At 73.1% G+C, this 15,087-nt stretch carries 11 protein-coding genes; 7 read left to right on the top strand and 4 right to left on the bottom strand.

The window, feature by feature from the left end; genetic code table 11:
- Window positions 1-99 precede the first annotated feature (99 nt).
- Window positions 100-1,545 carry an NAD(P)H-quinone dehydrogenase gene (locus Scani_RS06090; protein WP_159470755.1) on the top strand — a complete coding sequence of 482 codons (1,446 nt, stop codon included), beginning with the start codon at window positions 100-102 and terminating at the stop codon, window positions 1,543-1,545.
- Between the two features lie 303 nt (window positions 1,546-1,848).
- On the top strand, window positions 1,849-2,832 hold the full coding sequence (locus Scani_RS06085) for a DeoR/GlpR family DNA-binding transcription regulator (protein WP_159470753.1): 984 nt from the start codon (window positions 1,849-1,851) through the stop codon (window positions 2,830-2,832).
- Window positions 2,833-2,915: 83 nt separating this feature from the next.
- Here the strand turns inward: Scani_RS06085 and Scani_RS06080 are convergent, their stop codons facing one another.
- Window positions 2,916-3,521 carry a TetR/AcrR family transcriptional regulator gene (locus tag Scani_RS06080; protein ID WP_246295600.1) on the bottom strand — a complete coding sequence of 202 codons (606 nt, stop codon included), beginning with the start codon at window positions 3,519-3,521 and terminating at the stop codon, window positions 2,916-2,918.
- 434 nt (window positions 3,522-3,955) lie between these two features.
- Between Scani_RS06080 and Scani_RS06075 the strand changes: the two genes are divergently transcribed.
- Entirely contained in the window at window positions 3,956-5,140 is a 1,185-nt protein-coding gene (locus Scani_RS06075) for an alpha/beta hydrolase (protein ID WP_159470749.1), read from the top strand.
- An 80-nt stretch (window positions 5,141-5,220) separates the two neighbouring features.
- On the opposite strand, the gene Scani_RS06070 is transcribed toward Scani_RS06075, so the two are convergent.
- Window positions 5,221-6,990 carry an acetyl/propionyl/methylcrotonyl-CoA carboxylase subunit alpha gene (locus Scani_RS06070; RefSeq protein ID WP_159470747.1) on the bottom strand — a complete coding sequence of 590 codons (1,770 nt, stop codon included), beginning with the start codon at window positions 6,988-6,990 and terminating at the stop codon, window positions 5,221-5,223.
- Window positions 6,991-7,519: 529 nt separating this feature from the next.
- Here Scani_RS06070 and Scani_RS06065 point away from each other — a divergent pair.
- The 4 genes from Scani_RS06065 (at window position 7,520) to Scani_RS06050 (ending at window position 13,557) form a co-directional block, all read left to right on the top strand.
- Window positions 7,520-7,969 (top strand): hypothetical protein, encoded by a 450-nt coding sequence (locus tag Scani_RS06065; RefSeq protein WP_159471775.1) that lies wholly within the window; start codon window positions 7,520-7,522, stop codon window positions 7,967-7,969.
- Window positions 7,970-8,119: 150 nt separating this feature from the next.
- Window positions 8,120-9,094 carry a protein kinase family protein gene (locus Scani_RS06060; protein ID WP_174872623.1) on the top strand — a complete coding sequence of 325 codons (975 nt, stop codon included), beginning with the start codon at window positions 8,120-8,122 and terminating at the stop codon, window positions 9,092-9,094.
- Window positions 9,095-9,099: 5 nt separating this feature from the next.
- A complete protein-coding gene (locus tag Scani_RS06055; RefSeq protein WP_159470743.1) occupies window positions 9,100-11,343 on the top strand; it encodes a protein kinase domain-containing protein in 2,244 nt (747 codons plus the stop codon).
- A gap of 81 nt (window positions 11,344-11,424) precedes the next feature.
- Window positions 11,425-13,557 (top strand): serine/threonine-protein kinase, encoded by a 2,133-nt coding sequence (locus tag Scani_RS06050; RefSeq protein ID WP_159470741.1) that lies wholly within the window; start codon window positions 11,425-11,427, stop codon window positions 13,555-13,557.
- Window positions 13,558-13,601: 44 nt separating this feature from the next.
- On the opposite strand, the gene Scani_RS06045 is transcribed toward Scani_RS06050, so the two are convergent.
- Both Scani_RS06045 and Scani_RS06040 read right to left on the bottom strand, forming a co-directional pair.
- The gene (locus Scani_RS06045; RefSeq protein WP_159470739.1) at window positions 13,602-14,168 is read right to left on the bottom strand and encodes a DJ-1/PfpI family protein; all 567 of its coding nucleotides are present in this window, start codon (window positions 14,166-14,168) and stop codon (window positions 13,602-13,604) included.
- Between the two features lie 51 nt (window positions 14,169-14,219).
- Window positions 14,220-15,050 (bottom strand): MOSC domain-containing protein, encoded by an 831-nt coding sequence (locus tag Scani_RS06040; protein WP_159470737.1) that lies wholly within the window; start codon window positions 15,048-15,050, stop codon window positions 14,220-14,222.
- Window positions 15,051-15,087: the final 37 nt, after the last annotated feature.

Below are 15,087 nucleotides of genomic sequence, written 5' to 3'. Positions count from 1 at the left end.
GCGGAGGTTCGCACAAGAGGCCTGGCCGGGCGCGCCCCGATCGCCCGCGGGGGACGCAGGCCGCCCCCGGGGGAGAGCGACGTACGGGCGTGCGGGACAATGGAGTACGTGACTCGGATCGTGATCATCGGTGGCGGACCCGGCGGATACGAAGCGGCCCTCGTGGCCGCCTCTCTCGGCGCGGAGGTGACCGTCGTCGACTGCGACGGTCTGGGCGGGGCGTCGGTGCTGACCGACTGCGTGCCGTCGAAGACTCTGATCGCCACGGCCGAGGTGATGACCACCTTCGATTCGTCGTACGAAGAGCTCGGCATCATCGTCGAGGACGACACCCCGTACAACGACCGGCCCGCCCGGGTCGTCGGCGTCGACCTCGGCAAGGTCAACCGACGGGTCAAGCGCCTCGCGCTCGCCCAGTCGCACGACATCACCGCCTCCGTGACCCGCGCCGGCGGCCGGGTCATGCGCGGTCGCGGCCGGCTGGAGCCGGGCCAGGCGCCGGACGGCTCCCGCAAGGTGACGGTCACCGCCGCCGACGGCACGACCGAGGGCCTGATCGCCGACGCGGTGCTGATCGCCACCGGCGCGCACCCCCGCGAGATCCCCGACGCGCTCCCCGACGGCGAGCGGATCCTGAACTGGACGCAGGTCTACGACCTCGACGAGCTGCCCGAAGAGCTGATCGTGGTCGGCTCCGGTGTCACCGGTGCCGAGTTCGCCGGCGCCTACCAGGCGCTCGGCTCCCGCGTCACCCTCGTCTCCTCCCGTGACCGCGTGCTGCCGGGCGAGGACCCGGACGCGGCCGCCGTCCTGGAGGACGTCTTCCGCCGCCGCGGCATGAACGTCATGTCGCGCTCCCGGGCCCAGTCCGCCAAACGGGTCGGCGACCGCGTCGAGGTCACCCTGGCCGACGGCCGCACGATCTCCGGTACGCACTGCCTGATGGCGGTCGGCTCCATCCCCAACACCGAGGGCATCGGTCTGGAAGCGGCCGGCGTCAAGCTCAAGGAGTCCGGCCACGTCTGGACCGACAAGGTCTCCCGCACCACCGCCCCGGGCGTGTACGCGGCCGGTGACTGCACCGGCATCTTCGCGCTGGCGTCGGTCGCCGCGATGCAGGGCCGGATCGCGATGTACCACTTCCTCGGCGACGCGGTCACGCCGCTGAACCTCAAGACCGTCTCCGCGAACGTCTTCACCGACCCGGAGATCGCCACCGTCGGCTACTCCCAGGCCGACGTCGACAGCGGCAGGATCGACGCCCGGGTCGTGAAGCTCCCGCTGCTGCGCAACCCGCGGGCCAAGATGCAGGGCATCCGCGACGGCTTCGTGAAGCTGTTCTGCCGCCCCGGCACCGGCATCGTCGTCGGCGGTGTGGTCGTCTCCCCGCGCGCGAGTGAGCTGATCCATCCGATCTCGATCGCGGTCGACAACAATCTGACCGTCGAGCAGATCGCCAACACCTTCACGGTCTACCCGTCGCTGTCCGGTTCGATCGCCGAGGTCGCCCGCCAGCTGCACATCCGCAAGACGGCCGGCGAGTAACCGGCCATCGGGCGATAAACGCACCGCGGGCGGTCGGGCGATTGAAATGTTTGTGCCACCGGTGAGCACTTGGGATGAAACGTCCCTGCATCGGCCGGTGGCCGGCCCGCCCCGCCGGACCGCCGCCGTACGGGTCGCGCACGGCGGCTGACCAGGCGGCAAGCGGGTCGCACCGCCCGGCAGTTCGACATCCGCACGACATATGCACACCGCATACCACGTCACGCTCCGCGGTGCGCACAACTTCCGTTAATTGGTGCAACCTGCTGAAAACAGACGGTCGTTGGCGTTACTGTCAGTTTCGTGTTCGCTGCAGAACGTCGCCAATTGATCCTTGAAATGGTGCGCGCCAATGGAGCCGTATCGCTCCGGGAGCTCGCCCGCGTCGTCCAGACCTCCGAAGTAACCGTACGGCGGGACGTGCGGGCGCTGGAGGCAGAGGGGCTGCTCGACCGCCGACACGGCGGTGCGGTCCTGCCGGGAGGCTTTACTCGCGAATCCGGATTCCCCCAGAAGTCCCATCTAGCGACCGCGGAGAAAACGGCCATCGCCGATCTCGCGGCCGGCTTCGTCGAAGAGGGCGAGGCCATCGTCGTCGGTGCCGGTACGACCACCCAGGAGCTGGCCCGCCGGCTCGCCCGGGTCCCCGGCCTGACCGTCGTCACCAACTCCCTGCTGGTCGCCCAGGCGTTGGCCCATGCCAACCGCGTCGAGGTCGTCATGACCGGCGGCACCCTGCGCGGCTCCAACTACGCGCTGGTCGGCAGCGGTGCCGAACAGTCCCTCCAGGGGCTGCGGGTCTCCCGCGCCTTCCTGTCGGGCAGCGGTCTGACCGCCGAGCGCGGGCTGTCCACCTCCAACATGCTCTCCGCCAGCGTCGACCGGGCGCTGGTGCAGGCGGCGGGGGAGGTGGTGGTGCTCGCCGACCACACCAAGCTCGGCTCCGACACGATGTTCCAGACCGTGCCGACGGACGTGATCACACGGCTCGTCACCGACGAGCCGCCGGGCCACGACGACCGGGCCGCCACGGAGCTGCAGGCCCTGGCCGATCAGGGCGTGCAGATCGCCGTCGCCGGCGGCTCGGGCGCGGGCCGCGGGCCGGGGCAGCCGGGGATGGACGGCGCGGGAGAGCGCAGAGGCCCCCGGCGGGACGTCCCGCTGCCGGGCCAGCGGCGCAGCCATGCGCCCGGCGGCGGGGCCGGCGGACCACAGCTCCGCTCGGCCACCCCGCTGTCCGAGGCGTCGGGCGGCCGGGTCGCCGATCTGGCCCCACGACGGCGCTGAACCCGGAGCCGGAGGCGCGCCGTCCGGGCGCGCCGCCCCGGCGCCGGGGCCCGCTCGCGGGGCCCCGTCGGCGCTCCGCGGCGTCAGGAGGCCGCGGGCGGCCTCTCCGGGGAGGTCTCCGGCACGCTCTGGCGCTTCCGCTCGCCGCCCTTCAGCCCGCTCAGGGTGAGGGTCAGCAGCCGGTCGGCGAGCTGGGGGTCGTCCGGGGACTCCTCGACGGCCAGCGAGATGCCGTTGGTCAGCTGCATCAGATCGCTGATGCTCACATCGGCGCGGACGGCTCCGGCCTGCTGGGCGCGGGTCAGCAGCGCGCCGCCGGCCTCCCGCATCGGCACGCTGCACCGCGCCATCCCCGAGCTGTCGTCCGCCGACGCCGTCATCAGCGCGCGCGACAGCCCGCGGTAGGTGCTGGCGTGGGTGATGATCGCGCGCAGCCATTCGACCAGCGCGGCGCACGGCTGCGGCGCGTCGGCGAGCTCCCTGGCGTGTGCCAGCAGGGCGTCCACCTCCCCCTGGAAGACCGCGCCCATCAGGGCGGTCCGGTTGGGGAAGTGCCGGTAGAGGGTGCCGATGCCGACCCCGGCGCGGCGGGCGATGTCCTCCAGCGAGGTGTCCGTGCCGTGCTCGGTGAAGGCCGTACGGGCCTCGGTCAGCAGCCGCTCGTAGTTGCGGCGCGCATCGGCCCGCATGGGGCGCACGTCAGGCGTCCGCGCCGGTGCGGGTGCCACCGGACCCCGCGTCGACTGCCGCTGCCCTGCCGTCTCGGTCGCCATCGCCGTCCTCCCTCGACCCGGCCGGTCGCGGCCCGGTGGCTCCAGGATGCCATTGCGCCATCGGGAGGTGCTCCGGTGCGGTGGGCACGAGTGTGGCGGGACGGCCGGCCGGGCGTCCGCGGGCCGTGCCGCCCGCCCGCCGGGTGTCCGTCCGGCGGACCGGGCATGAAGCCCCGGCATACCCCGGTGGTCGCGCGGCCGAACTCCTCGCCGGGCCCGCAACGTCCCGTCGGGAGAAGACATCAAACCAGGCGCAATGAGGTCTTCCGGGGTCTTCCGGAGGCTGTGGAAGACGCCGTGACGGGCCGCCGGGGGAGCGGGTCGCGGCGCGGAACACCTGGGGAAGAGTCATGGGACTGACCAGCCGCTCGCTGTTCTACGCCGTGGCCGCGGTCGCCGTGGTCTGCGTGGGGCTCACGCTCTGGCTGTGGCCGCGGTTCGCGGGGGGCGGGCCGCGGGCGCTGCTGGGGCGGCTCGGGTCGATCGCCGCGACCCAGCTGACCATCGTGGCGGCCCTCGGGCTCGCGGTGAACGCCAACTTCCAGTTCTACGCCTCCTGGCACGAGCTGCTCGGCCTGTACGACGACGCGCCGGCCGCCGTCGGCAAATGGGGGGACGCGGGGACGGCCGGGCCCGCGGGCGATCCGTCGAAGGGCCTGGTGCAGCCCTCGGGAGCGGACGGGCTGGACAAGGTGCACGGGCTGCCGAAGGGGGAGCCGTCCCTGGTGGGCAAGGTCGAGTCCGTACGGATCGTCGGGAAGCGGACCCGGGCCGTGGACCCGGCGTACGTCTATCTGCCGCCGCAGTACTTCCAGCCCCAGTACGCCCGCCAGCGGTTCCCCGTCGTCGTCGCGCTCAGCGGCTACCCGGGCGGCACCTTCCTGCTGGGCCAGCATCTGCGGCTGCCGCAGACCGCGGCCCAGCTGATCCGGGCGGGCCGGATGCAGCCGACCGTCATCGTGATGCTGCGGCCCACCATCGCGCCGCCGCGCGACACCCAGTGCGTCGACGTGCCGGGCGGCCCGCAGGCCGAGACCTTCTTCGCCCGCGATGTGCCGGACGCGCTGCGCTCGCGCTACCGGGTCGGTCACGACCCCGGCGGCTGGGGCGTGCTGGGGTACTCCTCGGGCGGCAGCTGCGCCCTCCAGCTCGCCATGCGGCACGACCGTACGTACACCTCGGCGGCCGCCCTCTCGCCCGACTACAAGGTCAGCAACGACCCCACGACCGGCAACCTCTTCGGCGAGGGCCGGGACCGGGTCCGCCGCCGCCAGGAACACGACCTGATGTGGCGTCTGCGGCATCTGCCCGCTCCGCAGGTGAACGTCCTGGTGGGCACGAGCCGTACCGGCGAGAAGAACTACCCGGCGGCCCGCGCCTTCCTCGCCGCCGTCAAGCCGCCGATGACGGCGGACTCGGTCGTCCTCGACCACGGCAGCCACAACTTCGCCACCTGGCGGCGGGAACTGCCCGCCGCGCTCCAGTGGATCAGCCGGTCGCTGAGCTTCCCGGAGGACGTGGTGGGCAACTCCTAGCGCCCCGGCCGGGCGGGAACGACCGAGGGGCCCCCGGGCGGTGCCGGGAGCCCCTCGGGCGTATACGGGATGCCGTCGCGTCAGTCCTTGATCTCGCAGATCACGGCGCCGGACGTGAGGGCGGCGCCGACCTCGGCGGTCAGGCCCTTGATGGTGCCGGAGCGGTGCGCGTTGAGCGGCTGCTCCATCTTCATGGCCTCCAGGACGACGACCAGCTCGCCCTCGGTGACCTGCTGGCCCTCCTCGACGGCCACCTTGACGATGGTGCCCTGCATCGGGGAGGCGAGCGCGTCGCCGGAGGCGGCGGAGCCGGACTTCTTGGTGGCCTTGCGCTTGGGCTTGGCACCGCCGGCGACCGCGGCCCGGGCCAGCGGCATGCCCAGCGAGGACGGCAGCGAGACCTCCAGGCGCTTGCCGCCGACCTCGACGACGACCGTCTCGCGGGAGTCGGTCTCGGCCTCGTCCGCGCCCGGTGCGGCGAACGGGGGGATCTCGTTGACGAACTCGGTCTCGATCCAGCGGGTGTGGACCGTGAACGGGTCCGCGGAGCCGGTGAGTTCGGGGGCGAACGCCGGGTCCGTGACGACCGCGCGGTGGAAGGGGATGGCGGTGGCCATGCCCTCGACCGTGAACTCCGCCAGCGCACGGGCCGCGCGCTGCAGGGCCTGCCGGCGGGTGGCGCCGGTGACGATCAGCTTGGCCAGCAGGGAGTCCCAGGCGGGGCCGATGACCGAGCCGGACTCCACGCCCGCGTCCAGCCGGACGCCGGGCCCGGCCGGCGCGTCGAACGTGGTGACCGTGCCGGGGGCCGGGAGGAAGTTGCGGCCCGGGTCCTCGCCGTTGATGCGGAACTCGAAGGAGTGGCCGCGCACCGCCGGGTCGTCGTAGCCGAGCTTCTCGCCGTCGGCGATCCGGAACATCTCGCGGACCAGGTCGAGGCCGGTGACCTCCTCGGTGACCGGGTGCTCGACCTGGAGGCGGGTGTTGACCTCCAGGAACGAGATGGTGCCGTCCTGGCCGACGAGGAATTCACAGGTGCCGGCGCCCTCGTAGCCGGCCTCCTTGAGGATGGCCTTGGAGGCGCGGTACAGCTCGGCGTTCTGCTCCTTCGTCAGGAACGGGGCCGGGGCCTCCTCCACCAGCTTCTGGTGGCGGCGCTGCAGCGAGCAGTCACGGGTCGAGACCACGACGACATTGCCGTGCTTGTCGGCCAGGCACTGGGTCTCGACGTGCCGCGGGCGGTCCAGGTAGCGCTCCACGAAGCACTCGCCGCGGCCGAACGCGGCCACCGCCTCGCGCACCGCGGAGTCATACAGCTCCGGGACCTCTTCGAGGTTGCGGGCGACCTTCAGACCGCGGCCGCCGCCACCGAAGGCGGCCTTGATCGCGATCGGCAGGCCGTGCTCCTTGGCGAACGCCACGACCTCGTCCGATCCGGAGACCGGGTCGGGCGTGCCGGCGACCAGCGGCGCACCGGCCCGCTGGGCGATGTGCCGGGCGGCGACCTTGTCACCGAGGTCGCGGATGGCCTGCGGGGGCGGGCCGATCCAGGTCAGCCCCGCGTCCAGGACGGCCTGCGCGAACTCGGCGTTCTCCGACAGGAAGCCGTACCCCGGGTGGATGGCGTCCGCACCCGAATCGGCGGCGGCAGCCAGGACCTTGGCGATGTCCAGGTAACTGGTGGCAGGAGTGTCACCGCCCAAGGCGTACGCCTCGTCTGCCGCGCGTACGTGCAGTGCGTCCCGGTCGGGGTCGGCGTAGACGGCTACGCTTCCGATCCCCGCGTCCCGGCATGCACGGGCAACGCGAACAGCGATTTCGCCACGGTTGGCGATGAGCACCTTGCGCACGATGGGTCCTTCCTTGGCGCTTCGCCGTAACAAATGGATGCGGCGATTTTAGGGACTGGCGACACCGCGTGCCGACCCGTTCCCTGGGGTGAGCTTGCCCACACGGAGTGTGCTCGGGGCGCCAGTGAGGGACCTAAGTCCCCTGGTATCCCAGGGTAGGCCCGGATTCCTGGGCTCCGAGTCGAGTCCTGGTGTGGCTTAGGTCTCGCGCTTCGGGCGTCCAGCGGATCGTCAATTCTTTGTGGAGTCCCTACGAATGGGCGAAGGAATCTTTGCGGGCGGCTTCGTCCGTCGGTGTGCCGTCGGCCTCCCGCCGCAGTCGTCCATACCCACCCGTGCACAACCCTTGCCCAGACCATTACCCTCCCCCAACCTCTTCACGGGCAGGGGGGACCCCCAGTAGCGTGCCCGATGTCTTCCCGTACCCATGGGTAACAGGGGTAACGGCGGCAACAGGCGTCCACATGGCGCATCAAGCTGGGCATTACGGCGGAAGTGGGTGGACGGCGTGAGGGTGGCGCGACGGCCGGTGGCCTTGGCCGCGGCGGTGGTACTGGTCCTGGAGGCGTTCGGGATCGTGCTGCTCAACTGGATTCTGAGCATCGTCGTGGACCGCCAGCAGATGTCGCTGGCCGGTCTGCAGCCCCGCGCGATGTCCGCCGGTTCCTGGATCGGCGGCATCCTCTTCGGCCTCTACCTGCTGTTCTGCGCCGGCGTTCTGGTCCGCAGCGCCCTGCGCGACCGCGCCCCCGGCGGGTTCACCCGTATCGCCCTCATCAGCTGCGCGGTGGTGCACGGCGTCCTGGGCGCCTTCGCCGTCGGCCTGGTCGGCTGGGTCGCCTTCCTCGCGATGATGGTCGTGCTGGGGCTGCTGGTCCTGACGCTGATGGCGTACGGCGAGGGCCCGGCGGGCGACGCGCACGGAAACGCGGAAAACACCCCGAACGGCGCACCGCCGGTGGCCCCCACCTCCGCCTGACCCCCTCGCCTCCCGTCCGGCGGCCCGGTCCCGCCCCTCGCCGGACAGCTCCGAACTCCCCGTTCCCCGGGGTGGATCGACTCCCCCGGGGCCGTGCGACACGCCCGGGTAGGCTCTTCGCGATGTCGTAGGACACGGGGGATGGTGCGCATGCCTGCATCGGTTGCGGGTGCGGAGGGCCGGGCGCGAACGGGCGCGATGGGCCCCTACGCGGTGTTGCGGGAGCTGGATGACGAAGCGTCCGGCATACCCGTACCGGAGCGGCGGTTCATCGGACGGAGCGCGGACGGCGACCGTACGGTCCTGATCGGCGCGCCGCTGCCGGGCGCCGATCCCGCCCGGTTCCTGGCCGAGGCGGAGACCTCGCGCTACCTGCTCGGCCCCTGGTCCTCGCCGGCCGCCGAGGTCGCCGCGCCCGGTGACGCCCCCTGGCACGCCCGCCCGTACGTGCCCGCGCTCCCGCTGCCCGCCGCGCTCACCGTGCACGGCGGACCGCTGCCCGAGCGCACCGTACGGGCCCTCGGCACGGCCCTCGTCGAGACCCTGCTCATCGGGCACGGGCAGGGCCTGGCCCATGCCGGGGTGTCGCCCGCGGCCGTGCTGCTGGCGGCCGACGGGCCCCGGCTCATGTGCTTCGGGGCGGTCCGGGCCGCCGCCGAGGACGGCACACCGCGCTCCGGGCTGCCGGGCCTGGAGTCGGGGAGCCTGCCCCCGGAGCAGGCGGCCGGCGGGCAGCCGCATCCGGCGGGGGACGTCTACGCGCTCGGCGCGACCCTCGCCTATGCCGCGACCGGGTACACCGTGCCGGAGCGGGACGAGCTCCCGGCCGCCCTGCGCGCCGTCGTCACCGCCTGTCTGTCCCGGGACCCGGCGGCCCGCCCGCGCCCCGCCGAACTGCTCGACGCGCTGAGCCCGGCCGCCGCCCCGCCCGCACCGGAAGCCGGGGCCGCCGCCGGACCGCCGCGCCCCGCCACGATGCCCGACGCCGCGGGGAACCCGGCCGGCCGCGCCGCCGCCCTGCTCGGTCCCGGCTGGCTGCCCGGCCGCATCATCGCGGCCCTCGCCCGCCAGTCGGCCGAACTGCTCGCCGCCACCCTCCCGGCTCCGCCCGCCCCACAGGACTGACCGCCATGCCCTTCCCCCTCGCCCACGACGATCCGCCCGGCCTGGGCACGTACCGCCTCCTCGCCCGGCTGGGCAGCGGCGGTATGGGCACCGTCTATCTGGCCCGCTCCCCGGGCGGCCGGACCCTGGCGCTCAAGACGATGCACGCCAGGATCGCCACCACCACCGAGTTCCGTACCCGGTTCCGGCTGGAGGCGGATGCCGCCCGGGTCATCGGCGGCCGCTACGGCGCCCAGGTCGTCGATGCCGATCCGCTCGCCGAGACCCCCTGGATGGCCACCGAGTACGTGCTCGGCCCGCCGCTCGACGAGGCGGTGGAGCGCGCCGGTCCGCTGCCCGAGGCGTCGGTGCGCGCCCTGGGGGCGGCGCTGTGCGCGGCGCTCGGACAGCTCCATCGCTCCGATGTCGTGCACCGTGACCTCAAGCCGTCGAACATCATGGTCACGGCGCACGGCCCGAAGGTCATCGACTTCGGCATCGCCCGTGCCCTCGGCGACGACCGGCTGACGCACACCGGCGCCGCGGTCGGCACCCCGGCGTTCATGTCACCGGAGCAGGCCACCGGGCAGGAGCACACCCCGGCCGGCGACGTCTTCGCGCTCGCCGGGGTCCTGGTCTTCGCCGCCACCGGCCGCGGCCCGTTCGGCGAGGGACAGCCCGCCGACCTCCTGTACCGCGTGCGCTACAGCGAGCCCGACCTCACCGGCACCCCCACGGCCCTCGTCCCGGTCCTGTCCCGCGCGCTGGCCAAGGACCCCGCCGAGCGCCCGACCACCACCGAGCTGGCGGCCGAACTCCACGACGGCGGCGGGGAGTTCACCGATCATCTGCCGGACGCGGTGCTCGCCGAGATCGGACGGCGGGCGAGCGAGGTGTGGCAGATCGTGCCGCGCCGGCTGCCCGCACCGCCCGACCAGCCGGCGACCGTACCGTCCGCCGGCGTTCCCGCCTCCCGCGGCCTGTCCCGCCGGGGGCTGCTGATGGCGGGTGCGGGCTCGGCACTCGGCGTCGCGGGGGCCGGCGCGGGCGTGTGGGCCTGGCTGGGACGGGACGCGCGGGCGTCGGGGCCCGGCACCGGGCCGGGGTACACCCAGCCGAAGCCGGGGCCCAGCGTCGGCGCGCCGAAGAAGAAACGGCTGGACTCGGTGTGGCAGAAGCAGTACGGCGGCCCCGACGACGACCAGAACCCCGAAGTGCCCATGGTGGCCGGCGACCAGGTCGTCCTGGTGGCCAATGCCGAGGCGCGCGGGGTGGACCCGAAGTCCGGTGCGTCCCGGTGGACGTACTCGCTCTATGCGGACGACTCCTGGCAGGTCGCCTCGGACGGTACCCACGTCTACGGGATCACGCGGGACGAGGTGCACGACCGGGCCGGCTCCCTGCAGACCGTCTCGTGGTTCCTCGCCCGGCTCGACCCCGCCACGGGCAAGGCGGGCAAGCACCTCGCGCCGGTGTCGGACGCTCAGCACAACGGCCTCATCAGCCGGTTGCTGGCCGTCGTCGACGACACGGCCTACCTGGCGATCTCCCACGGGAAGGTCAAGCGGTACGAACGCCAGCTCCCCTGGTCGGTGGCCGCGGTCGACCTCACCACCGGGCGCCGGAAGTGGACGGACCCCCTGGCGTTCCACTCCGCCGAGAGCGACGAGAACCACTTCCTGTCCGCCAAGGTCGTCGGCCGTCTCCTGGTGCTCCTGCAGCAGATGAACGACGGCACGGTCCGCATCGTCGCCCGCGACACCCGCACCGGGAAGGTCACCTGGGACAAGCCGTGGAAGGGCGCCGACAGGCGGCTCGTGCGGGACCCGCTCACGGCCGACGAGCAGCATCTCTACCTGGGCTACGGCCCGTTGCGGGCGCTGCGGCTGAGCGACGGCGGGCAGGCGTGGGACACGTCCGCCACCCGCCCGGGGAAGACGTACGGACCGCCGGTCCTCAAGGGCGGTGTGCTGTACACGGTGGAGAAGGGCCTCGGCCTGGTCGCGTTCGGCACCGGCAGCGGGAAGCCGCGGTGGTCGGAGAAGAGCGCGGAGGGTCCGCGGGCCGACCACGTCGTACGCCCCGTGATCGGCTCCGAGTACGCCTACACGTACAGCCGCACCGACGAGGTCCTGCGGGCCGTCGGCCTCGCCTCGCACACCACCGAGCAGCTGTACAAGACCAGCGGGACCCGGTTCACCGCCCATGAGAAGAGCCGGATGGTCATCGCGTCCGGGCCCCACTTCCTCGCCGGGTTCCCCCTCCGCTGAACCCGCCGGAACTCACCGGCACTCGTCTGAACGCGCCTGAACGCACCTGAACGCACTGAACTCGCCCGAAGGACACCGCCCATGAAACCGCTCGGCACCGGCGACCCGCTCCGCCTCGGTCCGTACCGCCTGCTCGGCGTGCTCGGCGAGGGCGGTATGGGCAAGGTCTACGTCGGCCAGGACGCCGTGGGCACCGTCGCCGCGGTCAAGGTCCTGCGGCCCGAGCTCACCGACGAGGCGAACCTCGCCCGCCGCTTCGTCCGCGAGGCGCAGGCGGCGGCGGCCGTGACCGGCAAGGGCGTGGCCCGGGTGCTGGGCACGGACACGGAGGGCGGACGCCCGTGGATCGCCACCGAGTTCCTGGCCGGTCCGACCCTCGACGAGGCCGTCGAGGCGTACGGCCCCTTCGACGAACCCGCCGTACGCGCCCTCGCCGCCTCGCTCGCGCACACCCTCGCGGACATCCACGCCACCGGCCTGATCCACCGCGACCTCAAGCCCCCGAACATCGTCCTGACGTCGAGCGGCCCGCGCGTCATCGACTTCGGCATCGCCCGCCCCGAGCACGGCCTGACCCTGACCACCACCGGACAGGTCCCGGTCACCCCCGGCTACGGCGCCCCCGAACAGGTCCTGGGCCACCGGGTCGCGGCCCCTGCCGACGTCTTCTCGCTGGGCGCCGTCCTCGTCCACGCGGCCAGTGGGCGGCGGGCCTTCGACGGCAGTCATATCGCCGCCCTCCAGTACAAGGTCGTGCACGACGAGCCCGATCTGACCGGCGTCCCGGACACCCTGCGCCCGCTCATCGCCCCCCTCCTGGCCAAGGACCCGGCCGTCCGCCCCACCCCCGCCCAGATCGCCGCCGCCTTCGCACCGCCGCGCGGCGCCGAACGGGCCTGGCGGCGCGGCCCGGTGAGCCAGGCGATCAAGGAGCGGGAGAGCGGCGTCCACGAGCTGACCACCATGCTCGACGGAGGCGTGGCTCCCGGGCAGGTCTCGCGCCGCCGGCTGCTCACCGGCCTGGCGGCGGGCGGGGTGGTGCTCACCGCGGGCGGCGGGGCGGCCGCTGCCTGGTGGCCGCGGTCGCCGGAGTCGCCCACGAAGAAGACCGACCTCTTCGCCTTCCCGCCCGCGGTCACGACGCCCGCGGCGCACGTGCTGAACCCGGACAACGGCGACATGATCGTCGGTGGGTCGCCGAAGGAGCTGTGGGCCGTGCACGTCCTGGCCGAGGACACCCCCGCGCCCCTGCCCGTCCGGGACGTCATCGTCTTCGGCGCGCGCGGTGGCGGGATCGCCGCCCACAACGTCGTGGACGGCAAACGCCGTTGGGCCGCCCGCGACATCAAGGCGACCGGACGCTACCTCTCCCTTTCGGACCGCCTGATCGCCGCCGTCGACAGCAAGGGGACGCTGCGCACCTTCGTCCCCTCCACGGGGGAGCGCCGCTGGACCGCCGACGTTCAGGCCCATCAGCTGCTGGCCGCCGACGACGAGGCGGTCTACCTGGTGACCAAGGACCACCGGCTGCGCGCCGTCGGCCGCTCGGACGCGAAGATCCGCTGGACCACCCCGCCCCTCGACACGCCCTTCCGCAAGGCCACCCCGCCCGGCGTCGTCGCCCCCGGCCGCCTGGTCCTCGGCACGGAGGACGGCAACGTCCTCGCCGTCGACACCGCCACAGGCCGGCACGCCTGGGACCTCCGCGGCCAGTCCGACACCTTCGTCCGGCCCGCCTGTTACGGCGGCACCGTCTACCTCGACGGCAAGTCGATGACGGCCCGGAGGGCCACCGACGGCAAGGAACTGTGGACCGTCAGGAGGCGAGCCCTGGCCGGCGCGCTCGAAAAGAAGAAGCCGCCCTTCATCACGTTCGGCCCGGTGACCGCCACCGCGGACGCCCTGTACGCCACGAACCAGGGCTACGTCGACGACGAGTCCAGCCTCCCCAACAAATGGAAGCCCGGCGACGGCAGCGAGGCCTTCCAGCTCCACGGCAGCTCCAACATCGCCACGCCTGTGGTCCCCCAGGGCAACGGCCTCTGGATGATCGAAGGCGACCCCTGGTACACGGTCAACGTGGTCAGCGCCAAGGACGGCAGTCCGGTCTGGGAGTACAAGGTGGGCAAGGCCGACCGCCAGTGGCTGGTCGCCGACGGCAACCGGGTCTTCGCCATGAACGACGACTCGCTGTACGCCCTGCCGGTGTTCTGAACGGCCGGGGGCACGGCTCGCCCGCGCCCCCGGGCCCGCCCGCCTCAGCCCTTCACCGGCGCATGCTCCCGCAGCACCTCCAGGAACGCGCGCATCCACTCGGGGTGGTCGGGCCAGGCGCGGGCCGAGACGACCTTGCCGTCGACCACCGCCGCGCCGTCGACGAAGGTGCCGCCGCCCATCTCCACGTCCGGTGCGCAGGCCGGATAGGCGGAGGTGCGGCGGCCCTTGAGGACGCCCAGCGGGGCCAGGGAGAGGGCCGCGTGGCAGATGTGGGCGACGGGCTTGTCGGCGTCGAAGAAGTGGGTGACGACCCGTCGGTAGTCGGCGTCGTTGCGGAGGTACTCGGGTGCCCGGCCGCCGGGGAGCACCAGCGCCGCGTAGTCGGCCGGATCGACCTCGGACAGGGCGAGGTCGGACGGCCAGGAGTGGCCCTCGCGCTCGACGTAGGTGTCGAAGTTGTCGACGAAGTCATGGACGACGAACTGCAGCTTCTTGCGCGAGGGAGCCGCGATCAGGGGCTCGTACCCCTCCTCCAGCAGCCGCTGGTAGGGGTAGAAGAACTCCAGGTCCTCGGTGGCGTCACCGGCGATGAGCAGAACCTTCGGCATGGTGCGGACTCCTCACGATGGTGTCGATCGGGGCGATCGACTCGTTTCGGATCAATCGGTTCCCCACTCGGTGACCTCGAATGCGTCGCCCACCGCCAACTTCCCGGTCTCCAGCACCGAGAACTTCGATCCGAACGCCACCCCGCCCTCGGGCACCCGCCGGTACGAGGCGAGCGTGCGCAGCGGTTCGGGCCCCGCCTTGCCGCCCGTGTGCTGGTCGACGAGGGTGACCGCGCAGCGGACGGCGAGCTTGGCGAACCCCAGCACACCGCCGCCGACCGTGACCCGCCGCGCCCGGTCCTCGGTCTGCGGCGCGTCCCACCCGTCCACCACGAGGTTCGGCCGGAAACGGTCCATCGGCACCGGCGGGCGGCCGGCCGCGGTGATCCGGCGGTTGAGGTCCTCGAAGCTGGCCAGGGAGAGCACGTGCACGGGACTGCTGTCGGCGAAACCGGAGGTGCCGGGGGTGAGCCCGTCGGTCACCCGGCCGTGCTCCGGCGGCACCCGCACCAGGCGGCTCTCCGCGCCGAGCACCTCGGACAGCCAGTCGGCCGCCGCCTTCCCCTGGTCGACCGCGCGGTACGGCTGACCGAACATCTCGACCTCGGCCCTGGCCGGCGACCCGGTGCCGAAGTCGATGTCCAGGTGGAAGGTCTCCACCCCCGGCGCGCCCAGGGCGAGTTGCGCCCCGTCGGCGCTGACCTCGGGACGGATCACCGCCAGCCGTGGGTCCTTGCGCTGACTGCGGAAGACCCCTCCGGGGCCGACGACCAGGAAGCTGCGGTCATGGGCGAGGCCGGCCGGGGTGAGTTCCGCCTCGGTCGCCGGGACGCCGGCGCAGCCCTTGACGGGATAGCTGGTCATTGCGATGACGGTGGCCATACGGGCAGCGTAGGACCGGACGGGCGCCGGGCACCGG

The sequence above is a fragment of the Streptomyces caniferus genome, from assembly GCF_009811555.1.
Classification (GTDB): Bacteria; Actinomycetota; Actinomycetes; order Streptomycetales; family Streptomycetaceae; genus Streptomyces; species Streptomyces caniferus.
This window is presented reverse-complemented; position numbering and strand designations above follow the sequence as displayed.